The organism is Ornithinimicrobium ciconiae (genome assembly GCF_007197575.1).
GTDB lineage: Bacteria > Actinomycetota > Actinomycetes > Actinomycetales > Dermatophilaceae > Ornithinicoccus > Ornithinicoccus ciconiae.
In genome coordinates, this window is sequence record NZ_CP041616.1 from 1,199,492 (window position 1) to 1,218,901 (window position 19,410).

General features: G+C 69.7%; 18 protein-coding genes and 1 pseudogene. 15 read left to right on the top strand and 4 right to left on the bottom strand.

All coding sequences use genetic code 11. The annotated features are described in order from the left end of the window. The first annotated feature begins 14 nt into the window (after window positions 1-14). From FNH13_RS05550 to FNH13_RS05580, 7 genes are all read left to right on the top strand, one after another. Window positions 15-530 (top strand): flavin reductase family protein, encoded by a 516-nt coding sequence (locus tag FNH13_RS05550; protein ID WP_228266601.1) that lies wholly within the window; start codon window positions 15-17, stop codon window positions 528-530. Between the two features lie 351 nt (window positions 531-881). Continuing rightward, the gene (locus FNH13_RS05555) at window positions 882-2,384 is read left to right on the top strand and encodes a xanthine dehydrogenase small subunit (protein ID WP_143784951.1); all 1,503 of its coding nucleotides are present in this window, start codon (window positions 882-884) and stop codon (window positions 2,382-2,384) included. After that, on the top strand, window positions 2,381-4,774 hold the full coding sequence (gene xdhB / locus FNH13_RS05560; RefSeq protein ID WP_143782556.1) for a xanthine dehydrogenase molybdopterin binding subunit: 2,394 nt from the start codon (window positions 2,381-2,383) through the stop codon (window positions 4,772-4,774). The genes FNH13_RS05555 and xdhB overlap by 4 nt, the downstream gene beginning before the upstream one ends. Further along, the gene (gene xdhC / locus FNH13_RS05565; RefSeq protein ID WP_143782557.1) at window positions 4,774-5,622 is read left to right on the top strand and encodes a xanthine dehydrogenase accessory protein XdhC; all 849 of its coding nucleotides are present in this window, start codon (window positions 4,774-4,776) and stop codon (window positions 5,620-5,622) included. Before xdhB ends, xdhC begins: the two co-directional genes overlap by 1 nt. Window positions 5,623-5,755: 133 nt before the next feature. After that, entirely contained in the window at window positions 5,756-7,480 is a 1,725-nt protein-coding gene (locus FNH13_RS05570; RefSeq protein WP_143782558.1) for a VanW family protein, read from the top strand. A gap of 139 nt (window positions 7,481-7,619) precedes the next feature. Further along, on the top strand, window positions 7,620-7,949 hold the full coding sequence (gene fdxA / locus FNH13_RS05575; RefSeq protein ID WP_143782559.1) for a ferredoxin: 330 nt from the start codon (window positions 7,620-7,622) through the stop codon (window positions 7,947-7,949). 94 nt (window positions 7,950-8,043) lie between these two features. Then, window positions 8,044-9,330, top strand: a complete 1,287-nt coding sequence (locus FNH13_RS05580; protein WP_143782560.1) for a citrate synthase — start codon at window positions 8,044-8,046, stop codon at window positions 9,328-9,330. 182 nt (window positions 9,331-9,512) lie between these two features. On the opposite strand, the gene FNH13_RS05585 is transcribed toward FNH13_RS05580, so the two are convergent. Next, entirely contained in the window at window positions 9,513-10,382 is an 870-nt protein-coding gene (locus FNH13_RS05585) for a hypothetical protein (RefSeq protein ID WP_143782561.1), read from the bottom strand. Between the two features lie 109 nt (window positions 10,383-10,491). Here FNH13_RS05585 and dapE point away from each other — a divergent pair, with 109 nt between their 5' ends. The 4 genes from dapE to FNH13_RS05605 all read left to right on the top strand — a co-directional run bounded on the left by dapE (window position 10,492) and on the right by FNH13_RS05605 (window position 13,985). Then, entirely contained in the window at window positions 10,492-11,568 is a 1,077-nt protein-coding gene (dapE, locus tag FNH13_RS05590) for a succinyl-diaminopimelate desuccinylase (protein WP_143782562.1), read from the top strand. A 76-nt stretch (window positions 11,569-11,644) separates the two neighbouring features. Next, entirely contained in the window at window positions 11,645-12,373 is a 729-nt protein-coding gene (locus FNH13_RS05595) for an LOG family protein (protein ID WP_143782563.1), read from the top strand. Continuing rightward, the gene (locus tag FNH13_RS05600) at window positions 12,370-12,789 is read left to right on the top strand and encodes a DivIVA domain-containing protein (protein WP_228266602.1); all 420 of its coding nucleotides are present in this window, start codon (window positions 12,370-12,372) and stop codon (window positions 12,787-12,789) included. Before FNH13_RS05595 ends, FNH13_RS05600 begins: the two co-directional genes overlap by 4 nt. Next, complete coding sequence (locus FNH13_RS05605; RefSeq protein WP_143782564.1) at window positions 12,786-13,985, top strand: hypothetical protein; 1,200 nt, start codon at window positions 12,786-12,788, stop codon at window positions 13,983-13,985. The genes FNH13_RS05600 and FNH13_RS05605 overlap by 4 nt, the downstream gene beginning before the upstream one ends. Window positions 13,986-14,172: 187 nt before the next feature. Here the strand turns inward: FNH13_RS05605 and FNH13_RS05610 are convergent, their stop codons facing one another. After that, window positions 14,173-14,976 (bottom strand): enoyl-CoA hydratase-related protein, encoded by an 804-nt coding sequence (locus FNH13_RS05610; protein ID WP_143782565.1) that lies wholly within the window; start codon window positions 14,974-14,976, stop codon window positions 14,173-14,175. Next, the gene (locus FNH13_RS05615) at window positions 14,973-15,791 is read right to left on the bottom strand and encodes a PaaX family transcriptional regulator (protein WP_165700025.1); all 819 of its coding nucleotides are present in this window, start codon (window positions 15,789-15,791) and stop codon (window positions 14,973-14,975) included. Before FNH13_RS05615 ends, FNH13_RS05610 begins: the two co-directional genes overlap by 4 nt. A 144-nt stretch (window positions 15,792-15,935) precedes the next feature. Here FNH13_RS05615 and FNH13_RS05620 point away from each other — a divergent pair, with 144 nt between their 5' ends. Then, a complete protein-coding gene (locus tag FNH13_RS05620; protein WP_143782567.1) occupies window positions 15,936-16,103 on the top strand; it encodes a DUF3117 domain-containing protein in 168 nt (55 codons plus the stop codon). A 6-nt stretch (window positions 16,104-16,109) separates the two neighbouring features. On the opposite strand, the gene FNH13_RS05625 is transcribed toward FNH13_RS05620, so the two are convergent. Next, window positions 16,110-16,742: an O-methyltransferase gene (locus FNH13_RS05625; RefSeq protein ID WP_143782568.1), complete on the bottom strand. Its 633-nt coding sequence runs from the start codon at window positions 16,740-16,742 to the stop codon at window positions 16,110-16,112. Between the two features lie 92 nt (window positions 16,743-16,834). Here FNH13_RS05625 and sigE point away from each other — a divergent pair. The 3 genes and pseudogenes from sigE to FNH13_RS05640 all read left to right on the top strand — a co-directional run. Continuing rightward, a pseudogene (sigE, locus tag FNH13_RS05630) lies at window positions 16,835-17,440 on the top strand (RNA polymerase sigma factor SigE); the annotation flags it as partial. A gap of 54 nt (window positions 17,441-17,494) precedes the next feature. After that, the gene (locus FNH13_RS05635; protein ID WP_143782570.1) at window positions 17,495-18,868 is read left to right on the top strand and encodes a S1C family serine protease; all 1,374 of its coding nucleotides are present in this window, start codon (window positions 17,495-17,497) and stop codon (window positions 18,866-18,868) included. Window positions 18,869-18,876: 8 nt separating this feature from the next. Continuing rightward, complete coding sequence (locus FNH13_RS05640; RefSeq protein WP_143782571.1) at window positions 18,877-19,287, top strand: Sec-independent protein translocase family protein; 411 nt, start codon at window positions 18,877-18,879, stop codon at window positions 19,285-19,287. The last annotated feature ends 123 nt before the right edge of the window (window positions 19,288-19,410 follow it).

Here is a 19,410-nt window from a genome sequence, read left to right on the forward strand (position 1 = left end):
GGAGAGGAGAGCGTGTGAACGTCGACGGACCCAACGGACCGACCCCGGTCGACCCCCAGGTCTACCGCCGCGCGATCGGCCGGTTCGCGACCGGGGTGACCGTGGCCACCACCTTCGCGGGACAGCACGACCACGCGATGACCGCCAACTCGATCACCAGCGTCTCGCTCGACCCCGTCCTGCTGCTCATCTCCGTGGAGCGCGCGGCGCGCTGGCACGACGCGGTGAGCGAGTCCGGGGTGTGGGGCATCAGCATCCTCGGGCACCACGCCAAGGCCGCCGCGTCCTGGCTCAGCACGCCCGGACGGCCCCTGCACGGGCAGCTCGACCGGGTGGCGCACCACCGCGGCGCGGCCACCGGAGTGGCTCTGGTCGACGGTGCCCTGGCCGCCTTCGAGTGCCGCACGACCGGCATCCACGCCGCCGGTGACCACAGCCTCGTCGTCGGGGAGGTCGTCGGCCTGGAGGTCCCGCCGCGCGTGGACCCGGCGCTGGTCCACTTCCGCGGTCGTTATGGGCACCTGGACTAAACCATTTTTGGAGGGGTTTCGTCGGTCGAACCCGCCTTTTTGCAGGGGTTTGGTAGGCCCGATCCGGCCGCTGGCGTGCGCCTCGTCGCGAGAGGTCGTGGGACAGGACCACGCTGACTTCCCGTGCCTGACCTGCCCGACGTCGTCGGGAGGCGGCTGACGCGCAGCTGCCCCACGGCATACCACGGCTCGTGCAGGCGGCAGTCAGCCCGGACACCAGGTGCCAGGACTATGCTCGATCCTCACAGCGGCCATCGTTCGCATGGATAACCGGTGGTCGCGGAAGTGCACCGAACCATGCACCGCGCGGTCGAGGACGCCCGCGCGGCCGCGGCCGGAAGGAGCACGCCGATGGGCTCGAGCAGCATCATCGTCAATGGCACGCCGCGCGCGTGCGCCGCATCCCCCCACGTCAGCCTGCTGGACTGGCTGCGCGAGCAGGGGTGGACCGGCGCCAAGGAGGGCTGCGCGGAGGGGGAGTGCGGCGCCTGTGCGGTCCTCGTGGCCCGACCCGACGTCCCAGGGCAGACCCGCTGGACCTCCGTCAACGCCTGCCTGCCCCCTGCTCTCGCCCTCGACGGGCAGGAGGTCGTCACCAGCGAGGGTCTGGGTGCCGGGCCGACCCCCGGGCAGGGGGCCGAGCTCCACCCCGTGCAGCGGGAGATGGCGGACCGCGGTGGCTCTCAGTGCGGCTACTGCACCCCGGGGTTTGTCTGCGCGATGGCTGCTGAGTTCTATCGCCCCGAGCGGGCGCCGCAGGCCGGTCCGGACTCGCCCGAGTGTGGAGCCAACGGCTTTGATCTGCACGCGCTCAGCGGCAACCTGTGCCGGTGCACGGGCTACCGCCCGATCCGGGACGCCGCCTATGCCCTGGGCGACCCGGACCCAGCCGACCCCCTCACAGCGCGTCGCGAGCACGCAGCCCCGATGGCGGCAGCCACCGCGGTGCGCGAGCGAGACGGGCAGTTCGTCCGTCCCACGGAGCTGGCCACCCTCCTCTCCCTGCTGGCGGACAGTCCCGATGCTGTCCTGCTCGCCGGCGCCACGGACGCGGGAGTCGAACGCAACCTTCGGCATACGCGCTCCCCGCTCGTGCTGGCCATCGACCGGCTGGAGGAGCTGCGCACCCTGGTCGTCGACGAGGGTATGGTCGAGATCGGCGCCGCCCTCACCCTCAGCGAGATCGAACGCGGTCTGGCCGGGCGGGTGCCCCTGCTGGCGGACCTGTTCCCGCAGTTCGCGTCCCGGCTGATCCGCAATGCCGCCACGCTCGGCGGCAACCTGGGCACCGGCTCGCCGATCGGGGACGCCGCGCCGGTGCTGCTCGCGCTGGACGCCGACCTCGTGCTGGCCTCCGCGGCTGGGGAGCGGGAGGTGCCGCTGGCGGAGTACTCCACGGGCTACCGACAGAGCGTGCGTCGGGCCGGAGAGCTGATCCGGGCCGTGCGGGTCCCCCTGCCGCTGGCGCCCCGGACGGCCTTCTACAAGATCGCCAAGCGCCGTTTTGACGACATCTCCTCGGTCGCGGTCGCCATCGCGATGACCCTTGAGGGCGGCGTCGTCGAGTCCGTGCGCATCGGCCTGGGTGGGGTGGCCGCCACCCCGGTCCGGGCGCTGGCCACCGAGCAGGCGCTGGTGGGTCAGGCCTGGGACCTGACCACCGCCACGCGGGCCGCCGAGGTGATGGGCAACGAAGGCACCCCATTGGACGACCACCGCGCGAGCGCCCGGTATCGCAGCGCCATGCTCAAGCAGGCGTTGTTGCGGTTCTTTGACGAGCAGGGGCCGACGAAACCACTGCAAAAAGACGGGTTCGGCCTACGAAACCACTCTGAAAATGGGGGGGACCGATGAGCACGCCCCTGGCGCAGCGACCCCCACAGCCCGCGGTGGGTCAGGCGGTCGCCCACGAGAGTGCCGACCTGCACGTCACGGGCGCGGCGCTCTACACCGACGACCTGGTCGGGCGCACCCCGGGCGTGCTGCACGCCTGGCCGGTGCAGGCACCCCACGCCCACGCCTCGGTGACCGCCCTGGACACCGCCCCTGCCCTCACCGTCCCCGGAGTGGTGCGGGTCCTCACGGCGGCCGACGTGCCCGGCACCAACGACGCCGGGATCCGCGACGACGAGCCGCTCTTCCCCGCGGAGGTGATGTATCACGGGCACGCCGTCTGCTGGGTCCTGGCCGAGACCCTCGAGTCGGCGCGCCTGGGGGCCGAGGCTGTCGCAGTGACCTACGAGCCGCTGCCGTCGGTCCTCACCCTCACCGAGGCGATCGCCCAGGAGTCTTTCCAGGGTGCGCACCGCACCGTCTCCCGCGGTGATGCAGACGCCGGCCTGGCCAGGTCCACGCGCCGCTTCTCCGGCGAGTTCGAGTTCGGGGGGCAGGAGCACTTCTACCTCGAGACCCAGGCGGCGCTGGCCCTGGTGGACGAGGGCGGCCAGGTCTTTGTGCAGAGCAGCACCCAGCACCCCACGGAGACCCAGGAGATCGTGGCGCACGTGCTGGGGCTGCGCAGTCACGAGGTCACCGTGCAGTGCCTGCGGATGGGTGGCGGGTTCGGCGGCAAGGAGATGCAGCCCCACGGCCTCGCGGCGGTGGCGGCCCTCGGCTCTGTGCTCACCGGCCGTCCCGTGCGGGTGCGCCTCAACCGCACGCAGGACATCACGATGACCGGCAAGCGCCACCCGTTCCACGCCACCTGGGAGGTCGGCTTCGACGGCCAGGGCCACCTACAGGGGCTGCGCGCGACCCTGACCTCCGACGGAGGCTGGTCACTCGACCTGTCGGAGGCGGTGCTCGCCCGGGCCCTGTGCCACGTCGACAACGCCTACTTCGTGCCCGACATCGAGGTGCATGGGCGGATTGCCCAGACCCACAAGACCTCGCAGACGGCCTTCCGGGGCTTCGGAGGTCCGCAGGGCATGCTGGTGATGGAGGACCTCCTCGGACGCTGCGCGCCGGCCCTGGGCCTGGACCCGGGCGAGCTGCGCGCCCGCAACCTCTACCAGCCCGGGCAGAGCACGCCCTATGGCCAGCCGGTCCGTCACGCGGAGCGGCTCCGGCTCGTCATCGACGAGGTGAGTTCGCGGGCGGACCTGGCCACCCGGCATACCGAGATCGCGGCACACAACGCCAACAGCCCCCACCACAAGCGCGGAATTGCCTGCACCCCAGTGAAGTTCGGCATCTCGTTCAATCTCACTGCGTTCAACCAGGCGGGCGCCTTGGTGCACGTCTACAAGGACGGGTCGGTGCTGATCAACCACGGTGGCACTGAGATGGGACAGGGGTTGCACACCAAGATGCGCCAGGTCGCGGCGACCGCGTTGGGCCTGCCGCTGAGTGCCATCCGGCTGGCGCCGACCCGCACCGACAAGGTGCCCAACACCTCGGCGACGGCCGCGAGCTCGGGGTCGGACCTCAACGGTGGCGCGGTCAAGGACGCGTGCGAGCAGATCCGGGACCGTCTCGCCGTGGTCGCCGCGGACCTGCTCGGTGTCGACCCGGGGCAGGTGGCGATCAGCGACGGGACGGTGAGCGGAGGGGAGGGGAGTATGCCGTGGGGGCAGGTCGTGCGGGAGGCCTACCTGCGCCGTGTGCAACTGTTCGCCGCCGGCTATTACCGCACCGAGGGGCTGCACTGGGACGTGACCCGGATGCAGGGTGAGCCGTTCAAGTACTTCGCCTACGGCGCGGCCGTCTCCGAGGTGGAGGTGGACGGCTTCACCGGCGCCTACCGCCTGCTGCGCGCCGACATCGTCCACGACGTCGGCGACAGCCTCTCACCGCTGGTCGACATCGGGCAGATCGAGGGTGGCTTCGTCCAGGGCGTGGGGTGGCTGACCCTGGAGGAGCTGCGCTGGGACACCTCCGAGGGTGAGGGCCGCGGACGTCTGACGACGCAGGCCGCGAGCACCTACAAGTTGCCGTCCTTCTCCGAGCTGCCCGCCGAGCTCAACGTGCACCTGCTCGAGCGAGCCACCGAGGACGGGGCCGTCTATGGCTCGAAGGCCGTCGGGGAGCCCCCGCTCATGCTGGCGTTCAGCGTGCGGGAGGCCCTGCGGCAGGCCGTCGCGGCGTTCGGGCCGGCCGGTCACATGGTCGACCTGGGCTGTCCGTCGACCCCTGAGGCGGTCTTCTGGGCGGTGGAGGCGGCTCGTGCGGCGGGACGGGTTGACAGCCGACGGGTTGACAGACCGGCGCCCAAGGCTCTGGCGGACATCCGGATGGTGGACTGATGGACTGGTTGTCGGCCCTGCGGCACCTGCGGGACGAGGGACGCTCGGGGGTGCTGGTCACCGTCACTGCGGTGCGCGGCCACGCCCCCCGGGAGGCCGGCGCCAAGATGGTCGTGGGCTCCGAGCAGAGCTGGGACAGCATCGGGGGCGGCAACCTCGAGGCCAGCGCCGTCGCCCGCGCCCGCCGACTCCTGGCCGCGGGCACCTCGGACCCCGAGCAGGTGCAGGTGTCCCTCAACGAGCACGCCCGCACCGAGTTCGGGCGGCAGTGCTGTGGGGGTGAGGTCAGCCTGCTGCTCGAGCCGTTGCCGGCCCGCCCCGTCGTGGCGGTCTTCGGGCTCGGGCACGTCGGCCAGGAGCTGGGCCGGATCCTGGCCAGGCTGCCGCTGGTGCTCCACCTCGTCGACAGCCGCCAGGGACAGGTGGAGGCGTCCCGCGCGCTGGTCTGCGACGCCCTCGCCGACGTGCACCTGACGCACGCGCCGGCGCCGGAGACCGTGTTGGACACCCTGCCCACGCACACCCACGTCCTGGTGATGACCCACGACCACGCCGAGGACCTGGTGCTGTGCGAGGCCGCCCTGCGCCGTGGAGACCTCGGCTCGGTCGGTGTCATCGGGTCCTCCGCCAAGTGGCAGCGCTTCCGCAAGCGCCTGCTCGAGGCCGGCCACACCGAGGCCGCCGTCGCCACGATCACCAGCCCCATCGGCCTGGCCGACGTGCCGGGCAAGCAACCCGCTGTGATCGCGATCAGTGTCGCCGCGACGCTGGTCCGCACGGTGCAGGAGGACCTGGCCAGTGACGTCCTTGGGAGACGACGGGTGGGGTCGGCCGGACGCGCCAGATAACTATTCGGCATCGATCCGTGCGCGTCGGACAACGCCACGCTGCTCGTGACGCGTCTGCGTCAGAGGGGCACGGCATACTGCCACAGAGCCCTGAGCCGTCGCCGGCTCGGATCCGAGCAAAGAGAGAACCCGCGTGAGCGAACGACAGAACCTGCCTGAGGAGCCGCAGCGCAACGAGTGGATCGGCATCCTGGTCCGCACGCTGGTCGCTGTGCTGGTGCTCGGGGGCGGCTACTACTTCGCGGCCCAGTATCTCGGCGACCGGATCCCCAACGGCACCGTGGTCGAAGGCGTCGACATCGGTGGACAGAGCCCGGAGGCGGCCCACGACACACTGGAGAGCCGGCTGCAGGACCTCGCCACCGAGGAGGTCGTCATCGAGGTCGAGGGCGACCGGTTCACCATCGACCCCGCCGCGGCAGGACTCGAGTTCGACCTGGACAGCACGCTGGACGGCATCACCCAGGTCAGCTATGACCCACGGATCATGTGGGAGCGGATCACCGACGACGGCAAGGACCTGCCCCTGCGGGTCACGGTCGACCGCGCGGCACTGGAGGCGGCCGTCGACGGGGTGAGCGGGGATGTCAGCATCGAGCCGACCAACGGCAGCGTCTGGCTCAGCCTGGGGGAGGTGCGCACCACCGACTCGCTGCCGGGCCGCGAGCTGGACGTCGCCGCGACCAGCGACCTGATCGAGCTCGGCTGGCCCCAGGACGCCACGGTCACCGGCGTGGTCACCCCGACCGAGCCCACGCTCACCCAGGCCGAGGTCGACCGTTTCGCCGAGGAGGTCGCCGGGCCGGCCCTCGCCGAGCCGATCACGGTTGACGTCGACGGCGACACGTCAAGCATCAGCACCAACCAGCTGGCCCGGTTGCTCACTGTCGCCGAGTCCCCGGACCACGTCCTGTCCCTCGAACTCGACACGGACGGGCTGCTCGAGGTGGTCAGTGGGCAGCTCGACGAGGCCACGGTGTCTCCGCGCGACGCCGGCCTGGTGCTGGACAACGGCCGGGCGGTCATCACCAAGGCGCGTGCTGGGCAGGTCGTCGACCAGGACGAGTTGGTCAAGGGCATCGAGGCGGCGCTGTCCAAGACGGGTGAGGAACGCCTGGTCAAGGCCAGCACCAAGGATGTCCGCCCCACGATCACCGACGAGGACGCGCAGCAGTGGGACATCTCCGAGATGACGACCTTCCGCAGCGAGTTCCCCGGCGGCCCCTCCAACGAGGCCAGGACCGAGAACATCCGGGTCGGACTGGGCCATGTCAACGGCACCGTCGTCTACCCGGGAGAGACCTTCAGCCTGGCGGAGACGCTGGCGCCGATCTCCAAGGAGCGGGGTTATGTCGAGGCTGGTGTGATCAGCGACGGCCGCCTGGTGATGGGGATGGGCGGGGGCCTTTCGCAGGTCTCCACCACGGTCCTGAACGCGGCGTGGGACGCCGGCCTGCAGCTGGATGAGTGGCACCCGCACTCCTACTACATCTCGCGCTACCCGGTGGGCAAGGAAGCGACCATCGCCGTCGGCGTGCTGGACAACAGGTGGACCAACGACACCGACACCCCGGTGCTGATCCAGACCTATATCGACGGTTCCGACATCGTGATGACCTTCTGGGGCGACCGCCAGTATGCCGTGGAGACGATCACCGGCGGCCGCGCCAACGTGGTGATCCCCGAGAGGCACACCGATGACAGCCCAAACTGTCTGCACCAGAGCCCCCAGGAGGGTTTTGACATCACGGTCACCCGGGTGCTCAGCGCCTCGGGCAGTGAGGTGGACCGGCAGTCCTGGTCGACCCGCTACTCCGCGTCCCCCGAGGTCACCTGCACCAATCCGAGCGCTGGCTGAGCGACGTGATGCCCACCACATAATCCAGGGCGGGTTCTTGACCGGCTCGGCCGAACGGCATACTAGGAAGCGGTCTGTCTCGCGCCCCGGCGCGTGGCTGACCGTCACACCACCACCAGCAGGGAGCAGGAGCAGTCCGATGACCTACGTGATCGCGCAACCGTGTGTTGACCTCAAGGACCTGGCGTGCATCGAAGAGTGCCCCGTCGACTGCATCTACGAGGGCGAGCGCATGCTCTACATCCACCCGGATGAGTGCGTGGACTGCGGTGCCTGCGAGCCCGTCTGCCCGGTGGAGGCCATCTACTACGAGGACGACACCCCGGAGGAGTGGGCCGAGTACTACAAGGCGAACGTCGAGTTCTTCGACGATCTTGGCAGCCCCGGTGGTGCGGCCAAGCTCGGCATGATCCCCAAGGACCACCCCCTGGTGGCTGCACTTCCCCCACAGGCCCACGACGAGAGCTGACCCCCGGTGCGGGCAGGTGCTGGACGGCCTCTGCTCGGCCAACGACTGACGTGCTGTGTCCGAGCAGGGCACGCCGACTCGAGCAGGAGGACACATGACAGACACCGCCAATCTCACCCACAAGGGTTCCGATCTCCAGCTGCCCGTTGTCCCGGCGGTCGAGGGCAACAACGGCCTCGACATCTCCTCGCTGCTGAAGACGACCGGTGACGTCACCCTCGACGTGGGTTTCGTCAACACCGCGTCCTGCAAGTCTGAGATCACCTACATCGACGGCGGCGAGGGCATCCTGCGCTACCGCGGCTACCCGATTGAGCAGCTTGCCGCGAAGTCCAGCTTCCTGGAGACCAGCTACCTGCTGATCTACGGCGAGCTGCCGACCGCGACGCAGCTGGAGGAGTTCGACCAGCGGATCCGTCGGCATACCCTCCTGCTGGAGGACATGAAGGGCTTCTTCAACGGCTTCCCCCGCGACGCGCACCCGATGCCGGTGCTCTCCTCGGCCGTCTCGGCGCTCGGCACGTTCTATCAGGACAGCCTAGACCCGTTCGACCCCGAGGCCGTAGAGATCTCCACGATCCGACTGATGGCCAAGTTGCCGACGATCGCGGCCTACGCCTTCCGCAAGAGCCAGGGCCAGCCGTTCCTCTACCCCAACAACGACTACAACCTGGTCGAGAACTTCCTCTGGATGACCTTCGGCCAGCCCACCGAGGACTACCAGCTCGACCCGGTCGTCGCCAAGGCGCTGGACCTGTTGTTCATCCTGCACGCCGACCACGAGCAGAACTGCTCCACCTCCACGGTGCGTCTGGTGGGCTCCTCCGAGGCCAACCTGTTCTCCTCGATCTCTGCCGGCATCCACGCCCTGTCCGGCCCGCTGCACGGTGGTGCCAACTCGGCTGTGCTGACCATGCTCGACCAGATCAAGGAGAGCGGCGGAGACGTCAAGGACTTCGTCTCCAAGGTCAAGAACAAGGAGGAGGGTGTCAAGCTGATGGGCTTCGGCCACCGGGTCTACAAGAACTACGACCCGCGCGCCGCCCTCGTCAAGCAGACCGCCCACGAGATCTTCTCCAAGGTCGGCGGGGGCAACCCGCTGCTGGACCTGGCGATGGAGCTGGAGCAGACCGCGCTCGAGGACGACTACTTCGTGGAGCGCAAGCTCTACCCCAACGTCGACTTCTACACCGGTCTGATCTATGAGTCGATGGGCTTCCCGTCCAACATGTTCACCGTGCTGTTCGCGATCGGCCGTCTCCCCGGCTGGATCGCCCAGTGGCGCGAGATGATCAACGACCCGGCCACCAAGATCGGTCGCCCCCGCCAGCTGTATGTCGGCAGCCCGGCCCGCGACTACGTCGCCGCAGACGCGCGCTGACCTGAGCAAACCTGTCGCGAGCCCCCGTTCCGGTCACCGGAGCGGGGGCTCGCGTCGTTGACCTGACGGGGCAGTGAGTCGCTGGCGACGGGAGTCAGTCGCTGGCGACGGGGCAGTGAATCGCTGGCGAGGGGGAAGTCAGTCGCTGGCGACGGGGCAGTGAATCGCTGACGACGGGGAAGTCAGTCGCTGGCGACGGTGATGGTGACTGTCGTGCCGTCGCCAGCGGCAGCGGTGGTGTGCCACGTGAGCGGGTCCTCGTGGCGGTTCCACAGACGGTCCGCAACCTCGACCCGCACAATCGCCTCGGCGTCCGCGTGGGTGACGGCCCAGCTGGCGATGGCCCAGGCCTCGTCGCTCGCCGGGGCCGAGAGGGTGACGGTGTCTCCGGCGACCGTGCCCTCCCCGGAGAACGTGCGCTCCGCCTTGTCCAGCACGTCCTGCGCGGATCCGGGGGAGTCGACGGCATCCAGGCGGCACGCCACGGCGGCGTGCGACTGCCCCACCAGGCCCGAGGCCATCACCCGCGCCTCGGCCTCATGGTCGGCATACGCGTCGGGGAAGGCGCTGCGCTGGACCTCCTGCGCGATCTCCGTGACGACCCAGTCTGGCCAGTCAGGGATGCGCTCCAGGGCCTCGAAAAAGGTGTTGGCGGCATACACCGGGTCGAGGATCTCCTCCTCCGACCCCCACCCCTGGCTCGGACGCTGCTGGAACAGTCCCAGGGAGTCGGCGTCGCCATAGGTGAGGTTGCGGAGCTTGGACTCCTGGATAGCCGTCGCGAGCGCGATCGTGGCGGCCTTGGGGGGAAGCCCGCGGTCGATGGAGACCATGCTGATCGTGGCAGCGTTGGCGGCCTGCTCCGGCGTGCGCCGCTCGGCACTGGCGCCCGCGGTGAACTCACACGTCGGGGTCCGGAACTCCTCCAGGACCCACCGGGTGCCCACCGCGGCCACCAGGGCTAGGACCACCGCTACGGCTGCGAGGGTCAGCCAGCCGCGCCGCCGCGGTCGTGCCTCGGCGGCCGGATCACGCTGGCCGGCCGGGGTCATGGGGCAAAGTCTAACTTTGCCGACGCTGGGCAACGGCATTCTGCCGCGTCCACCGACACGTGACCCCCGCACTGTTTCAGGTCGCGAACCCGCACTAGGGTCAGTGGCCATGACGACACAGACCGTGCTGGACCTCGACCAGGACGTGGTGGACCTGACGACAGCCCTGTGCAACATCCCGTCGGTCAGCCTGCAGGAGGGGCAGCTGGCCGATGTCATCGAGGTGACCCTGCGGCGGCTTCCTCACCTGCGCGTCACCCGCGACGGCAACGGTGTCATCGCCCGGACCGAGCTCGGTCGTGCCGAGCGCGTGATCCTGGCCGGGCACATCGACACCGTGCCCCTGACCGACCCGCCGAACCTGCCGGTGCGGCGCGAGGGTGACTACCTCATCGGTCGTGGCACCACGGACATGAAGGGTGGCGTCGCGGTCCAGCTCGCGCTCGCCGCCTCGCTCACCGAGCCCTCCCGCGACCTGACGTTCGTGTTCTATGACGCCGAGGAGATCAGCGACGAGCACAACGGTCTGGCCCGGCTGGTGCGTCACCGTCCAGACCTCCTGCACGGCGACTTCGCCGTGCTCCTCGAGCCGACTGACGATGCGGTCGAGGGCGGCTGCAATGGCAACGTCACGGCCCAGGTCCACACCCGAGGGACCGCCGCGCACTCCGCCCGGCCGTGGATGGGCCACAACGCCATCCACGACGTGGCGCAGGTGCTGCAGCGCATCGAGGAGGGCCAGCTGCTGGATGCCGAGGTGGACGGGCTCACCTACCGTCAGTCGCTCAACGCGGTCGGCATCGAGGGCGGCATCGCCCACAACGTCATCCCGGACCATGCCGTGGTGACGGTCAACCTGCGTTTCGCCCCTTCAGGGAGCCCTGAGAAGGCGGTCTCCTACCTGACCGACGAGGTGTTCTCGGGGCTGGAGGTCGAGATCATCGACGTCTCGGCGGGGGCGCGTCCCGGGCTCGACCGACCGGCCGCCGCAGCCTTCACCGAGTCACTGGGTCTGCCGGTGCGGGCAAAGCAGGGGTGGACGGATGTGGCACGCTTTTCGGCGCTGGGCATCCCGGCCGTCAACTTCGGGCCGGGTGAGGCACAGTTCGCCCACGCTGATGACGAACGGTGCCAGGTGGCTCAGATCGTGGCCTGCGAGGAAGCGTTGCGACGATGGCTGGGCTGAGCTCGCCCGGACGGGGGAGGCGGGGGTGGATGGTGCCGGTTGGGCTCCGGGCAGCGCGACGGTTTAGGTTCGTCTCGTGAGCCAGCCCAAGGAGTACCGCAAGGGTCCGGTGACCCTCAGGGGACGCAAGGTGCCCACCAGCACCACCGACCAGCGACTACTGGACAACAGTGGTCCCTCCGACTGGGTGCACACCGACCCGTGGCGGGTCATGCGGATCCAGTCGGAGTTCGTCGAGGGCTTTGGTGCGCTCTCCGACCTCGGACCTGCGGTCAGCGTCTTCGGGTCGGCGCGGACGGGTCCCGACCATCCCGTCTACGAGCTGTCCGTCGCCGTGGGCGAGGCACTGGTGGAGGCGGGGTATGCCGTGATCACCGGTGGCGGCCCCGGCACCATGGAGGGTGCCAACTTGGGCGCGGTGCGCTCTGGAGGCACCTCCGTGGGGCTGGGCATCGAACTGCCCTTCGAGACCGGGCTGAACCCGCACGTCAACCTCGGCATCAACTTCCGCTACTTCTTCGCCCGCAAGACGATGTTCGTCAAGTACGCCCAGGGTTTCATCGTGCTGCCCGGTGGCTACGGCACCCTCGATGAGCTCTTCGAGGCCGTCACCCTGGTCCAGACCGGCAAGGTCACCAACTTTCCGATCGTGCTGATGGGCGCCGAGTTCTGGGCACCGCTGCTGGACTGGCTGCGTAGCACCCTCGTCACGGCAGGAACCATCTCCGAGGCGGACCTTGGGCTGCTAGAGATCACCGACGACCCGGACGAGGCGGTCCGGATCATCCGTGAGGCGCGCCAGTGATCCTGATCCTGGTGATCGTGGGCGTCCTGGCTCTCGGTCTGCTGGCCGCGGCAGTGGTGCTGCGCACGGGTGCTCCCGGGGTGCCTGACCCGGTCACCTCCCAGTTCTTTGAGCCGCTGCCGCGCGGTGGGCTGCAGCCCGACCAGGTGATCGAGGTGCGTTTCGATCAGGCGATCCGGGGCTACCGGATGTCCCAGGTGGACGAGGTGCTCGACCGGCTCGCCGAGGAACTGCGCGATCGGGACGCGGAGATCGCCCGGCTGCGAGCTGAGCAACCTCTTGAGGCGGAGGAGTCGGTCGGGGGCGGAGGCTTTGAGCGGGTCATCCGGTCTGAGCCGGATGTGCCCCCTGCAGCGCTCGACGAGCCCGAGCGACCCGAGTCGGCGGTCCACTCCGAACAGGCAGGGGAGCGGTGACCCGCACGACGGGGCGATTCCTGCTGGTCCTGCTGGGTCTCTACACGCTCTTCCGCCTGATCACCACCGGGATCCTGCTGTGGGTCACTGACGCCCATCAGGACCCGATGATCTTCAGTGGCGAGGTGCCGCGCTACTTCGACCTGGCGACGCTGTGGGACGGTGCGTGGTACGAGCGGATCGCCACGGACGGCTACCCACCGGAGCTACCGGTCGGCTCGGACGGGCAGGTGCGCCAGAACGAGTGGGCCTTCTATCCGATCTTCCCCATGCTGGCCCGAGCCCTGATGGCGGTCACCGGACTGCCGTTCGCCATCGCCGGTCCGGTGGTGGCGACGATGATCGGTTATGCCGCCGCTGTCGTGATGGGCCTCATGCTGCGTGAGCGGGTCGGCGCCGCCGCTGCGCTCGGCGGAGTCTGCCTGTTCGCTGCCTTCCCGGCCTCGCCGACCCTCCAGGTCGCCTACACAGAGTCCCTGGCCACCCTGCTGCTGTGCAGTGTGCTGTGGCTCCTCATCCGCCGGCAGTGGTGGGTGGCCGGAGCCGTGGCCCTGTTGACCGGCCTGGCCCGTCCGATCGCGCTGCCACTCGGGTTGGTCGCGCTGGTGGCTGTGGTGCTGCGCTGGCGCCAACGGCGCGAGGAGCCGGTGGGCCGTGGGGAGTATGCCGGCATGCTGGCGGCCCTGGTCGGGTGCGGTCTGTCGGGTCTTATCTGGCCGGCGCTGGTCTGGCGGGGGACCGGTGTGCCGACGGGCTACACCGAAACCATGTCGGCCTGGCGCAACGGGGAGGCGGTCACCCCGTTCGCACCCACCCTGGAGATGGTGAAGTGGCAGTTCGGTGACCCGCGCGGCATCTGGTTTCTGGTCGGCTTCTTCGTCCTGCTGGCCGTCATGATGCTGGGTCCGTGGGCCCGCGGGCTGGGTCCGGTGCTCCAGACCTGGAGCCTGGCCTACCCGTTCTATCTCGCGGCGGCCCTGGATCCGTGGACCAGCATCTACCGCTATCTCATCCTGCTGTTCCCCGTCTTCGTGGTGATGATCGGCGGTGGCTGGCCACTCTCAGACCGACGGTCGGGGCCGACCTGGCTGCTGGTCGTGCGCACGGTGGTCATTGCCGCACTCTTCGTCGGCTGGCAACTCTGGTGGTCCTGGGAACTCTTCCGCTTCGAGCCGCCCAGTGACAACCCGCCCTGACCATTTTCGTAATGGTTTCGCTGGGCCAACGCGTCTTTTCGTAGTGGTTTCGCTTATCGGGCACACCAACGAAACCACTATGAAGTTGCGTGAGCGACCTACGAAACCACTATCAAAACGCGTCAGTGACCTACGAAACCATTATTAAAATGGGTGAGCGACCTACGAAACCACTATCAAAATGGGGTCAGCGACCCTCGAAGACGGGCTTCTCCTTGGCCAGGAAGGCGGCGACCGCGATGCGGTGGTCTGCCGTGGCGCCGGTGCTGCCCATGAGCTCGCCCTCGTGCGCGAGGGACTCGCTGAGCGAGTGGGTCGCGGAGTAGGCGATGGCCCGGCGCACGGCACCGTAGGCCTTCGTCGGGCCCGCGGCCAGCCGCTGCGCAACCTGGGCCACGTGGGCCTCGAACTCCCCGTCGGGCACGACCTCGGTGGCCAGGCCCAGAGACAGGGCCTCCTCCGCGGGGACCGTGCGCGGCTGCAGCAGCAGTTCCTTGGCCTTGGCCGTGCCGATCAGGCGGGGCAGCGCGAAGGAGGCCCCCGAGTCACAGGAGAGGGCGATCCCGGTGAAGGCGGTGTTGAACCCCGCCGACGCCGCGAGGATGCGCAGGTCCGCGGCGAAAGCGAAGGAGGCGCCCGCCCCGGCAGCCACCCCGTTGACGGCTGCGACGACCGGCTTGTCCATGGTGGACAGCAACTCAACGACCGGGTTGTAGTGGTCCGCCACCGTGCTGGCGAGGAACTCGGGGTCCGCCTCGAGCAACCGGACGTGCTCCTTGAGGTCCTGGCCCACGCAGAACGCCCGGCCGGTGCCGGTGAGGACGACGCAGCGCACCGACTCGTCCTGGGCCACCTCCCGCAGGGTCTCCAACAGCGCGGTCTTGGTCGCCAGGTCCAGGGCGTTCATCGCGTCGGGTCGGTTGAGCCGCACCACGGCCACCCCACCATCGCGCTCAAGCAGGACGGGGGTGTGGCTGGGGTCGTCGGTCATCCGCGTGGGTCCTCCGTGGTGAGCTCTGGCACCCCGGCGGCAGCCAGGGTCTCAGCCACGAAGATACGCGCCGGCCCCAGCAGGTCACCAGCCGCCTCCAGGAAGAGGTCGCGTGCCAGCTGGCCCGGCCAGGGCGAGGGGAGCACCTCCTCGGGCAGGGCAGGATCGACAAAGAGGAACTTGCGCCACCGGTGCACCAGCCCGGCGCGCAGCGCATACGCCTCCGCCGGGGACAGGCCGGTGCCCAGCCGGGCACCGAGGGCAGCCGTGTCATCGGCGAACGCCTGATAGCTGCTGGCCAGCTCGGACAGGTCCCACGTGCGGGCCAGCAGCTCGCGGGAGTCCTTGAGGTCGGTGGTGGAGAAGGTGGAGTATCCGATCTGCAGCCCCGACAGGGCGGTTGACAGCTCCGGTGAGGACCGGGCCGCGATCCAGGTCTGCGGGGCCAACCGGCCGTAGCCCAGGTAACCCAGGGTCGCGGTCACCCGTTCCCGTTGGGTGCGGTCCACCGGCCGCGCGGTGACCACCACGTGCCACCGTCCGTCCCAGTCGGGAGCTGCCGGACGATAAATCCGCACCCACGCCTCCGCGAGGCGGTCGCGCCCGACCGCAGTGGCGGCATAGCCCCGCACCCCGTGCCTGGTCATGGGCTCCAGCCAGCCCTGCGCCGTCATCCGGGACACCGCCGTGCGGGTCGCGGGCGCTGCGATCCCGCAGGCCTGCAGGAGAGTGACCACGGCCGAGATCGGAGCCCAGTAGGCCTGGTCGGCGAGGTGGTCTCCATAGACGTCGAAGACGGCAGCCCGGGCGCGCACTATCCCAGTGTGCCGCACCCGCACGCCGGACCCAGATTTCGCCGGGATGCCGTTCCCGGGGGATAATGGGGGTCCACGCACTGACCGTCGCGGCCTCGCGGCAGGAACTCGCGGCCCTTGGCCGCGTCAGGAGGAGAAACACACATGGCAGCCATGAAGCCCCGCACTGGCGACGGCCCGCTCGAGGTCACCAAGGAGGGTCGCGGGATCGTCCTTCGTATGCCGCTGGAGGGTGGCGGTCGGCTCGTCGTGGAGATGAACGCCGATGAGGCCACCGCCCTGGGCGAGGCCATCAAGGGCTGCATCGGCTGAGGCCGCTCAGCGCTTGACGGCGGCGAACAGCCCGTCACCCACCGGGAGGAGGGTCGGCAGCAGCCGATCGTCCTCCCGCAGTGTCTTGCCAAGGTCCCGCAGGGTGGTCGTGGCCTCGTCCCGCACCGCCGGGTCGGCCACCCGGTCGTGCCACAGCATGTTGTCCAGCGCCAGCACCCCACCGCTGCGCAGCAGCCGGATGCCCTGCTCGGCATAGAGCGGATAGCTCGTCTTGTCGGCATCGATGAAGACCAGGTCGTAGGTCGCGTCGTTCAGCCGCGGCAGCACCTGGGTCGCGTCACCGGCGATGACCCTGGTGCGCTGCGGAGGGATGCCGGCCTCGGCGAACGCCTTCTTGGCCAGCCGTTGGTGCTCGGCCTCGATGTCGATCGAGGTCAGGATGCCGTCGGGGGCCATCCCCTGCAGCAGCCACAGCCCGGACGTGCCGGCCCCGGTGCCGATCTCCACCACGGTGCGCGCCGCGAGGGCCGCGGCCAGCAGGCGCAGGGCGCTGCCCACCGCCGGGTGCACGGGCTGGGCACCCAGGGTCTCGCCCTCGGCCGCCGTCCGGTCCATCAGATCGGTCGGTGCGATGAAGCCCTCGGCGTAGGACCAGGTGGCCAGTTTCTGCGTGCTCATGCTGCCCACTGTAATGCGGTGCGACGCTCAGGAATCTCCCAGCAGGCTCTGCCAGGCTTGAGCAACGGTGACAGCGCGGCAGGGGCGCGGACGCTCGCACGCAGACGGAGGACACGATGGAGACACCGGAGCAGGACTGGCAGGTCCCCTCGTGGGACGAGATCGTCCGCGACCACTCCGCCCGTGTCTATCGGTTGGCCTACCGCCTCACTGGCAACCCCTACGACGCCGAAGACCTGACCCACGACGTCTTCATCCGGGTCTTCCGCTCCCTGCACACCTACCGCCCCGGCACCTTTGAGGGCTGGCTGCACCGCATCACCACCAACCTCTTCCTGGACCGGGTCCGCCGCAAGCAGCGCATCCGCTTTGACGCGCTCAGCGACGAGGCCGCCGCTCGCCTGCCCAGCCGGTTGCGTGGGCCGGAGGAGCAGTATGACGCCACGCACCTCGACGACGACGTCCAGCGGGCGCTGGACGCACTGTCCCCGCAGTTCCGCGCCGCCGTCGTGCTGAGCGACATCGAGGGCTACTCCTACGAGGAGGTTGCCCAGACCCTGGGCATCAAACTGGGCACCGTGCGCTCGCGGATCCACCGTGGTCGGACCCAGTTGCGCGAGGCCCTCGCCCACCGGGCACCGCAGCCCCGGCGGGCCGTTCCTGTCTCGCACAGCCAGCCGATCCCGGTCCTGGGCTGACGTCCGGACCCCGGGCGTTGGGTGTGGCCCACCTGATCAGGCAGAATCGGGCTCATGGCTGACGCGCACGATCGGGACGGGGACCACCCGCCCGACCGGACACCTCATGAGACGCCCCCCTCCGGGGCGTCCTGGGCGTTGCACCCCGCGGCCAGCGATCTCGATGACACCGCCGCCCTGCGCGTCGATGAGACGTCGAGTTTCGCCCAGGTGAGCCCAACCCGGCACCCCGGCAGCACGGACGTGGTCTATGCACTGCCCGCCATGTCAGCACCCCAGGTGGCGACGCCCCCGGCGACACCCGGCTGGGGTGGGGGCGCGACCGCGGTCCTACCTCGCCGTCGGCGGGCAGGGGGACTGGGTCTGCTCACCGCGGCGCTGTTGCTGGGGCTGGCCGGAGGCGGGGCGGCCGGCTATGTGGGTGGGCAGCTGTCCCGCAGCGAGCAGGAGCCTGCTCCACGGGTCCTGGAGGCCGTGCCGGTCGGCACGACGCCAGCCACGCCCGTGACCGCTATCGCTGCCCACGCCCTGCCCAGCGTGGTCTTCATCTCCGTCGGGTCCGAGCGTGGGGACGGCGTCGGCTCCGGGTTCGTGGTGCGCGAGGACGGTTACATCGTCACCAATAGCCACGTCATCGAGAGCGCCGGCGAGGACGGTCCGATCAGTGTGCGCTTCACCGACGGCACGGAGACCTCGGCCGAGGTCGTGGGCGCTGACGTCGAATACGACATCGCCGTGATCAAGGTGGACCTCAAGGGGCTCCAGGTGTTGCATTTCGGCGACTCGGACCAGGTGCAGGTCGGTGCCTCGGTGGTGGCCGTCGGCGCACCGCTGGGTCTGGACAACACCGTCACCACCGGCATCGTCTCGGCCCTCAACCGGCCGGTGATCGCCGGCGGAAGCACAGGTTCTACGTCCTACATCAACGCCATCCAGACCGACGCGGCGATCAACCCTGGCAACTCCGGGGGGCCGCTGCTCGACCTCAACGGCCAGGTGGTGGGGGTGAACTCCGCGATCGCGCAGATCCCTGGGGAGATGGGCGGACAGGCCGGCAGCATCGGCCTGGGTTTTGCGATCCCGTCCCGTCAGGCTGAGCACACCGCGAACCAACTGATCGAGACCGGCACCAGCAACCACCCGATCATCGGCGTCATGCTCGACATGACCTACGGCGGCGTGGGAGCCCGTGTGCTCGCCGAGGGCGCAGCGGACAGCGACCCCGTCGTCGACGGTGGGCCTGCTGACCAGGCCGGGATCACGGCCGGTGAACTGATCCTGGAGGTCGAGGGCCAGCCGATCGAGCATGGCGCGCACCTCATCGTGGTGCTGCGCAGCTATGCGGTCGGGGATGAGGTCGATCTGCTTGTCCAGGGCGTCGACGGTGACGAGCGCACCGTGCAGTTGACGCTGCAGGGCTCGGAGTAGGGGAGCGGATGCCCAACATCGGAGGCGGGGAGTTTCTGCTCCTCATCGTGCTCGCTCTCGTCATCCTGGGGCCGGACAAACTGCCGCAGTATGCCGCCAAGCTGGCCCAGTTCGTCCGCTCGGCGCGGGACATGGCAGAGGGGGCCAAGACCCAGATCCGGGAGGAGATGGGCCCCGGTTTCGACGACGTCGACTGGCGCGCCCTCGACCCCCGGCAGTACGACCCGCGCCGGATCATGCGGGAGGCGCTGTCCGGGACCGATCCCAGGGCTGATGACCACGAGGGGTCCGCGCCCACCGAGACGACCGCAGGACGGGCCGCCAACGAGGCAGCCATCGCCGGCGGCGGTGTGCCGGGGCGCCAGGTCCAGGACCACGACCCGTCGCTGCCCACGCCCTGGGACGTCGACGCGACCTGAGCCTGGGCCAGGACCGGAGGCTGTGCAGCGCGACCTGGAGCGGGTGGCGCCGTGACGTGGAGCGGGTGGCCCCGCGACCTGGATCGGGTGGCGCCGCGACCGGGCCCCTGGCTCGCGACCCGG

Excerpts from the sequence above, each read along its gene's own strand:
- FNH13_RS05640 (WP_143782571.1), top strand. The coding sequence starts at position 18,877 with ATGCCCAACATCGGAGGCGGGGAGTTTCTGCTCCTCATCGTGCTCGCT.
- FNH13_RS05610 (WP_143782565.1), bottom strand. The coding sequence starts at position 14,976 with ATGACCGACGACCCCAGCCACACCCCCGTCCTGCTTGAGCGCGATGGT.
- dapE (WP_143782562.1), top strand. The coding sequence starts at position 10,492 with ATGACGACACAGACCGTGCTGGACCTCGACCAGGACGTGGTGGACCTG.
- FNH13_RS05555 (WP_143784951.1), top strand. The coding sequence starts at position 882 with ATGGGCTCGAGCAGCATCATCGTCAATGGCACGCCGCGCGCGTGCGCC.
- xdhC (WP_143782557.1), top strand. The coding sequence starts at position 4,774 with ATGGACTGGTTGTCGGCCCTGCGGCACCTGCGGGACGAGGGACGCTCG.
- FNH13_RS05635 (WP_143782570.1), top strand. The coding sequence starts at position 17,495 with ATGGCTGACGCGCACGATCGGGACGGGGACCACCCGCCCGACCGGACA.
- FNH13_RS05580 (WP_143782560.1), top strand. The coding sequence starts at position 8,044 with ATGACAGACACCGCCAATCTCACCCACAAGGGTTCCGATCTCCAGCTG.
- FNH13_RS05625 (WP_143782568.1), bottom strand. The coding sequence starts at position 16,742 with ATGAGCACGCAGAAACTGGCCACCTGGTCCTACGCCGAGGGCTTCATC.
- fdxA (WP_143782559.1), top strand. The coding sequence starts at position 7,620 with ATGACCTACGTGATCGCGCAACCGTGTGTTGACCTCAAGGACCTGGCG.
- FNH13_RS05620 (WP_143782567.1), top strand. The coding sequence starts at position 15,936 with ATGGCAGCCATGAAGCCCCGCACTGGCGACGGCCCGCTCGAGGTCACC.
- FNH13_RS05585 (WP_143782561.1), bottom strand. The coding sequence starts at position 10,382 with ATGACCCCGGCCGGCCAGCGTGATCCGGCCGCCGAGGCACGACCGCGG.
- xdhB (WP_143782556.1), top strand. The coding sequence starts at position 2,381 with ATGAGCACGCCCCTGGCGCAGCGACCCCCACAGCCCGCGGTGGGTCAG.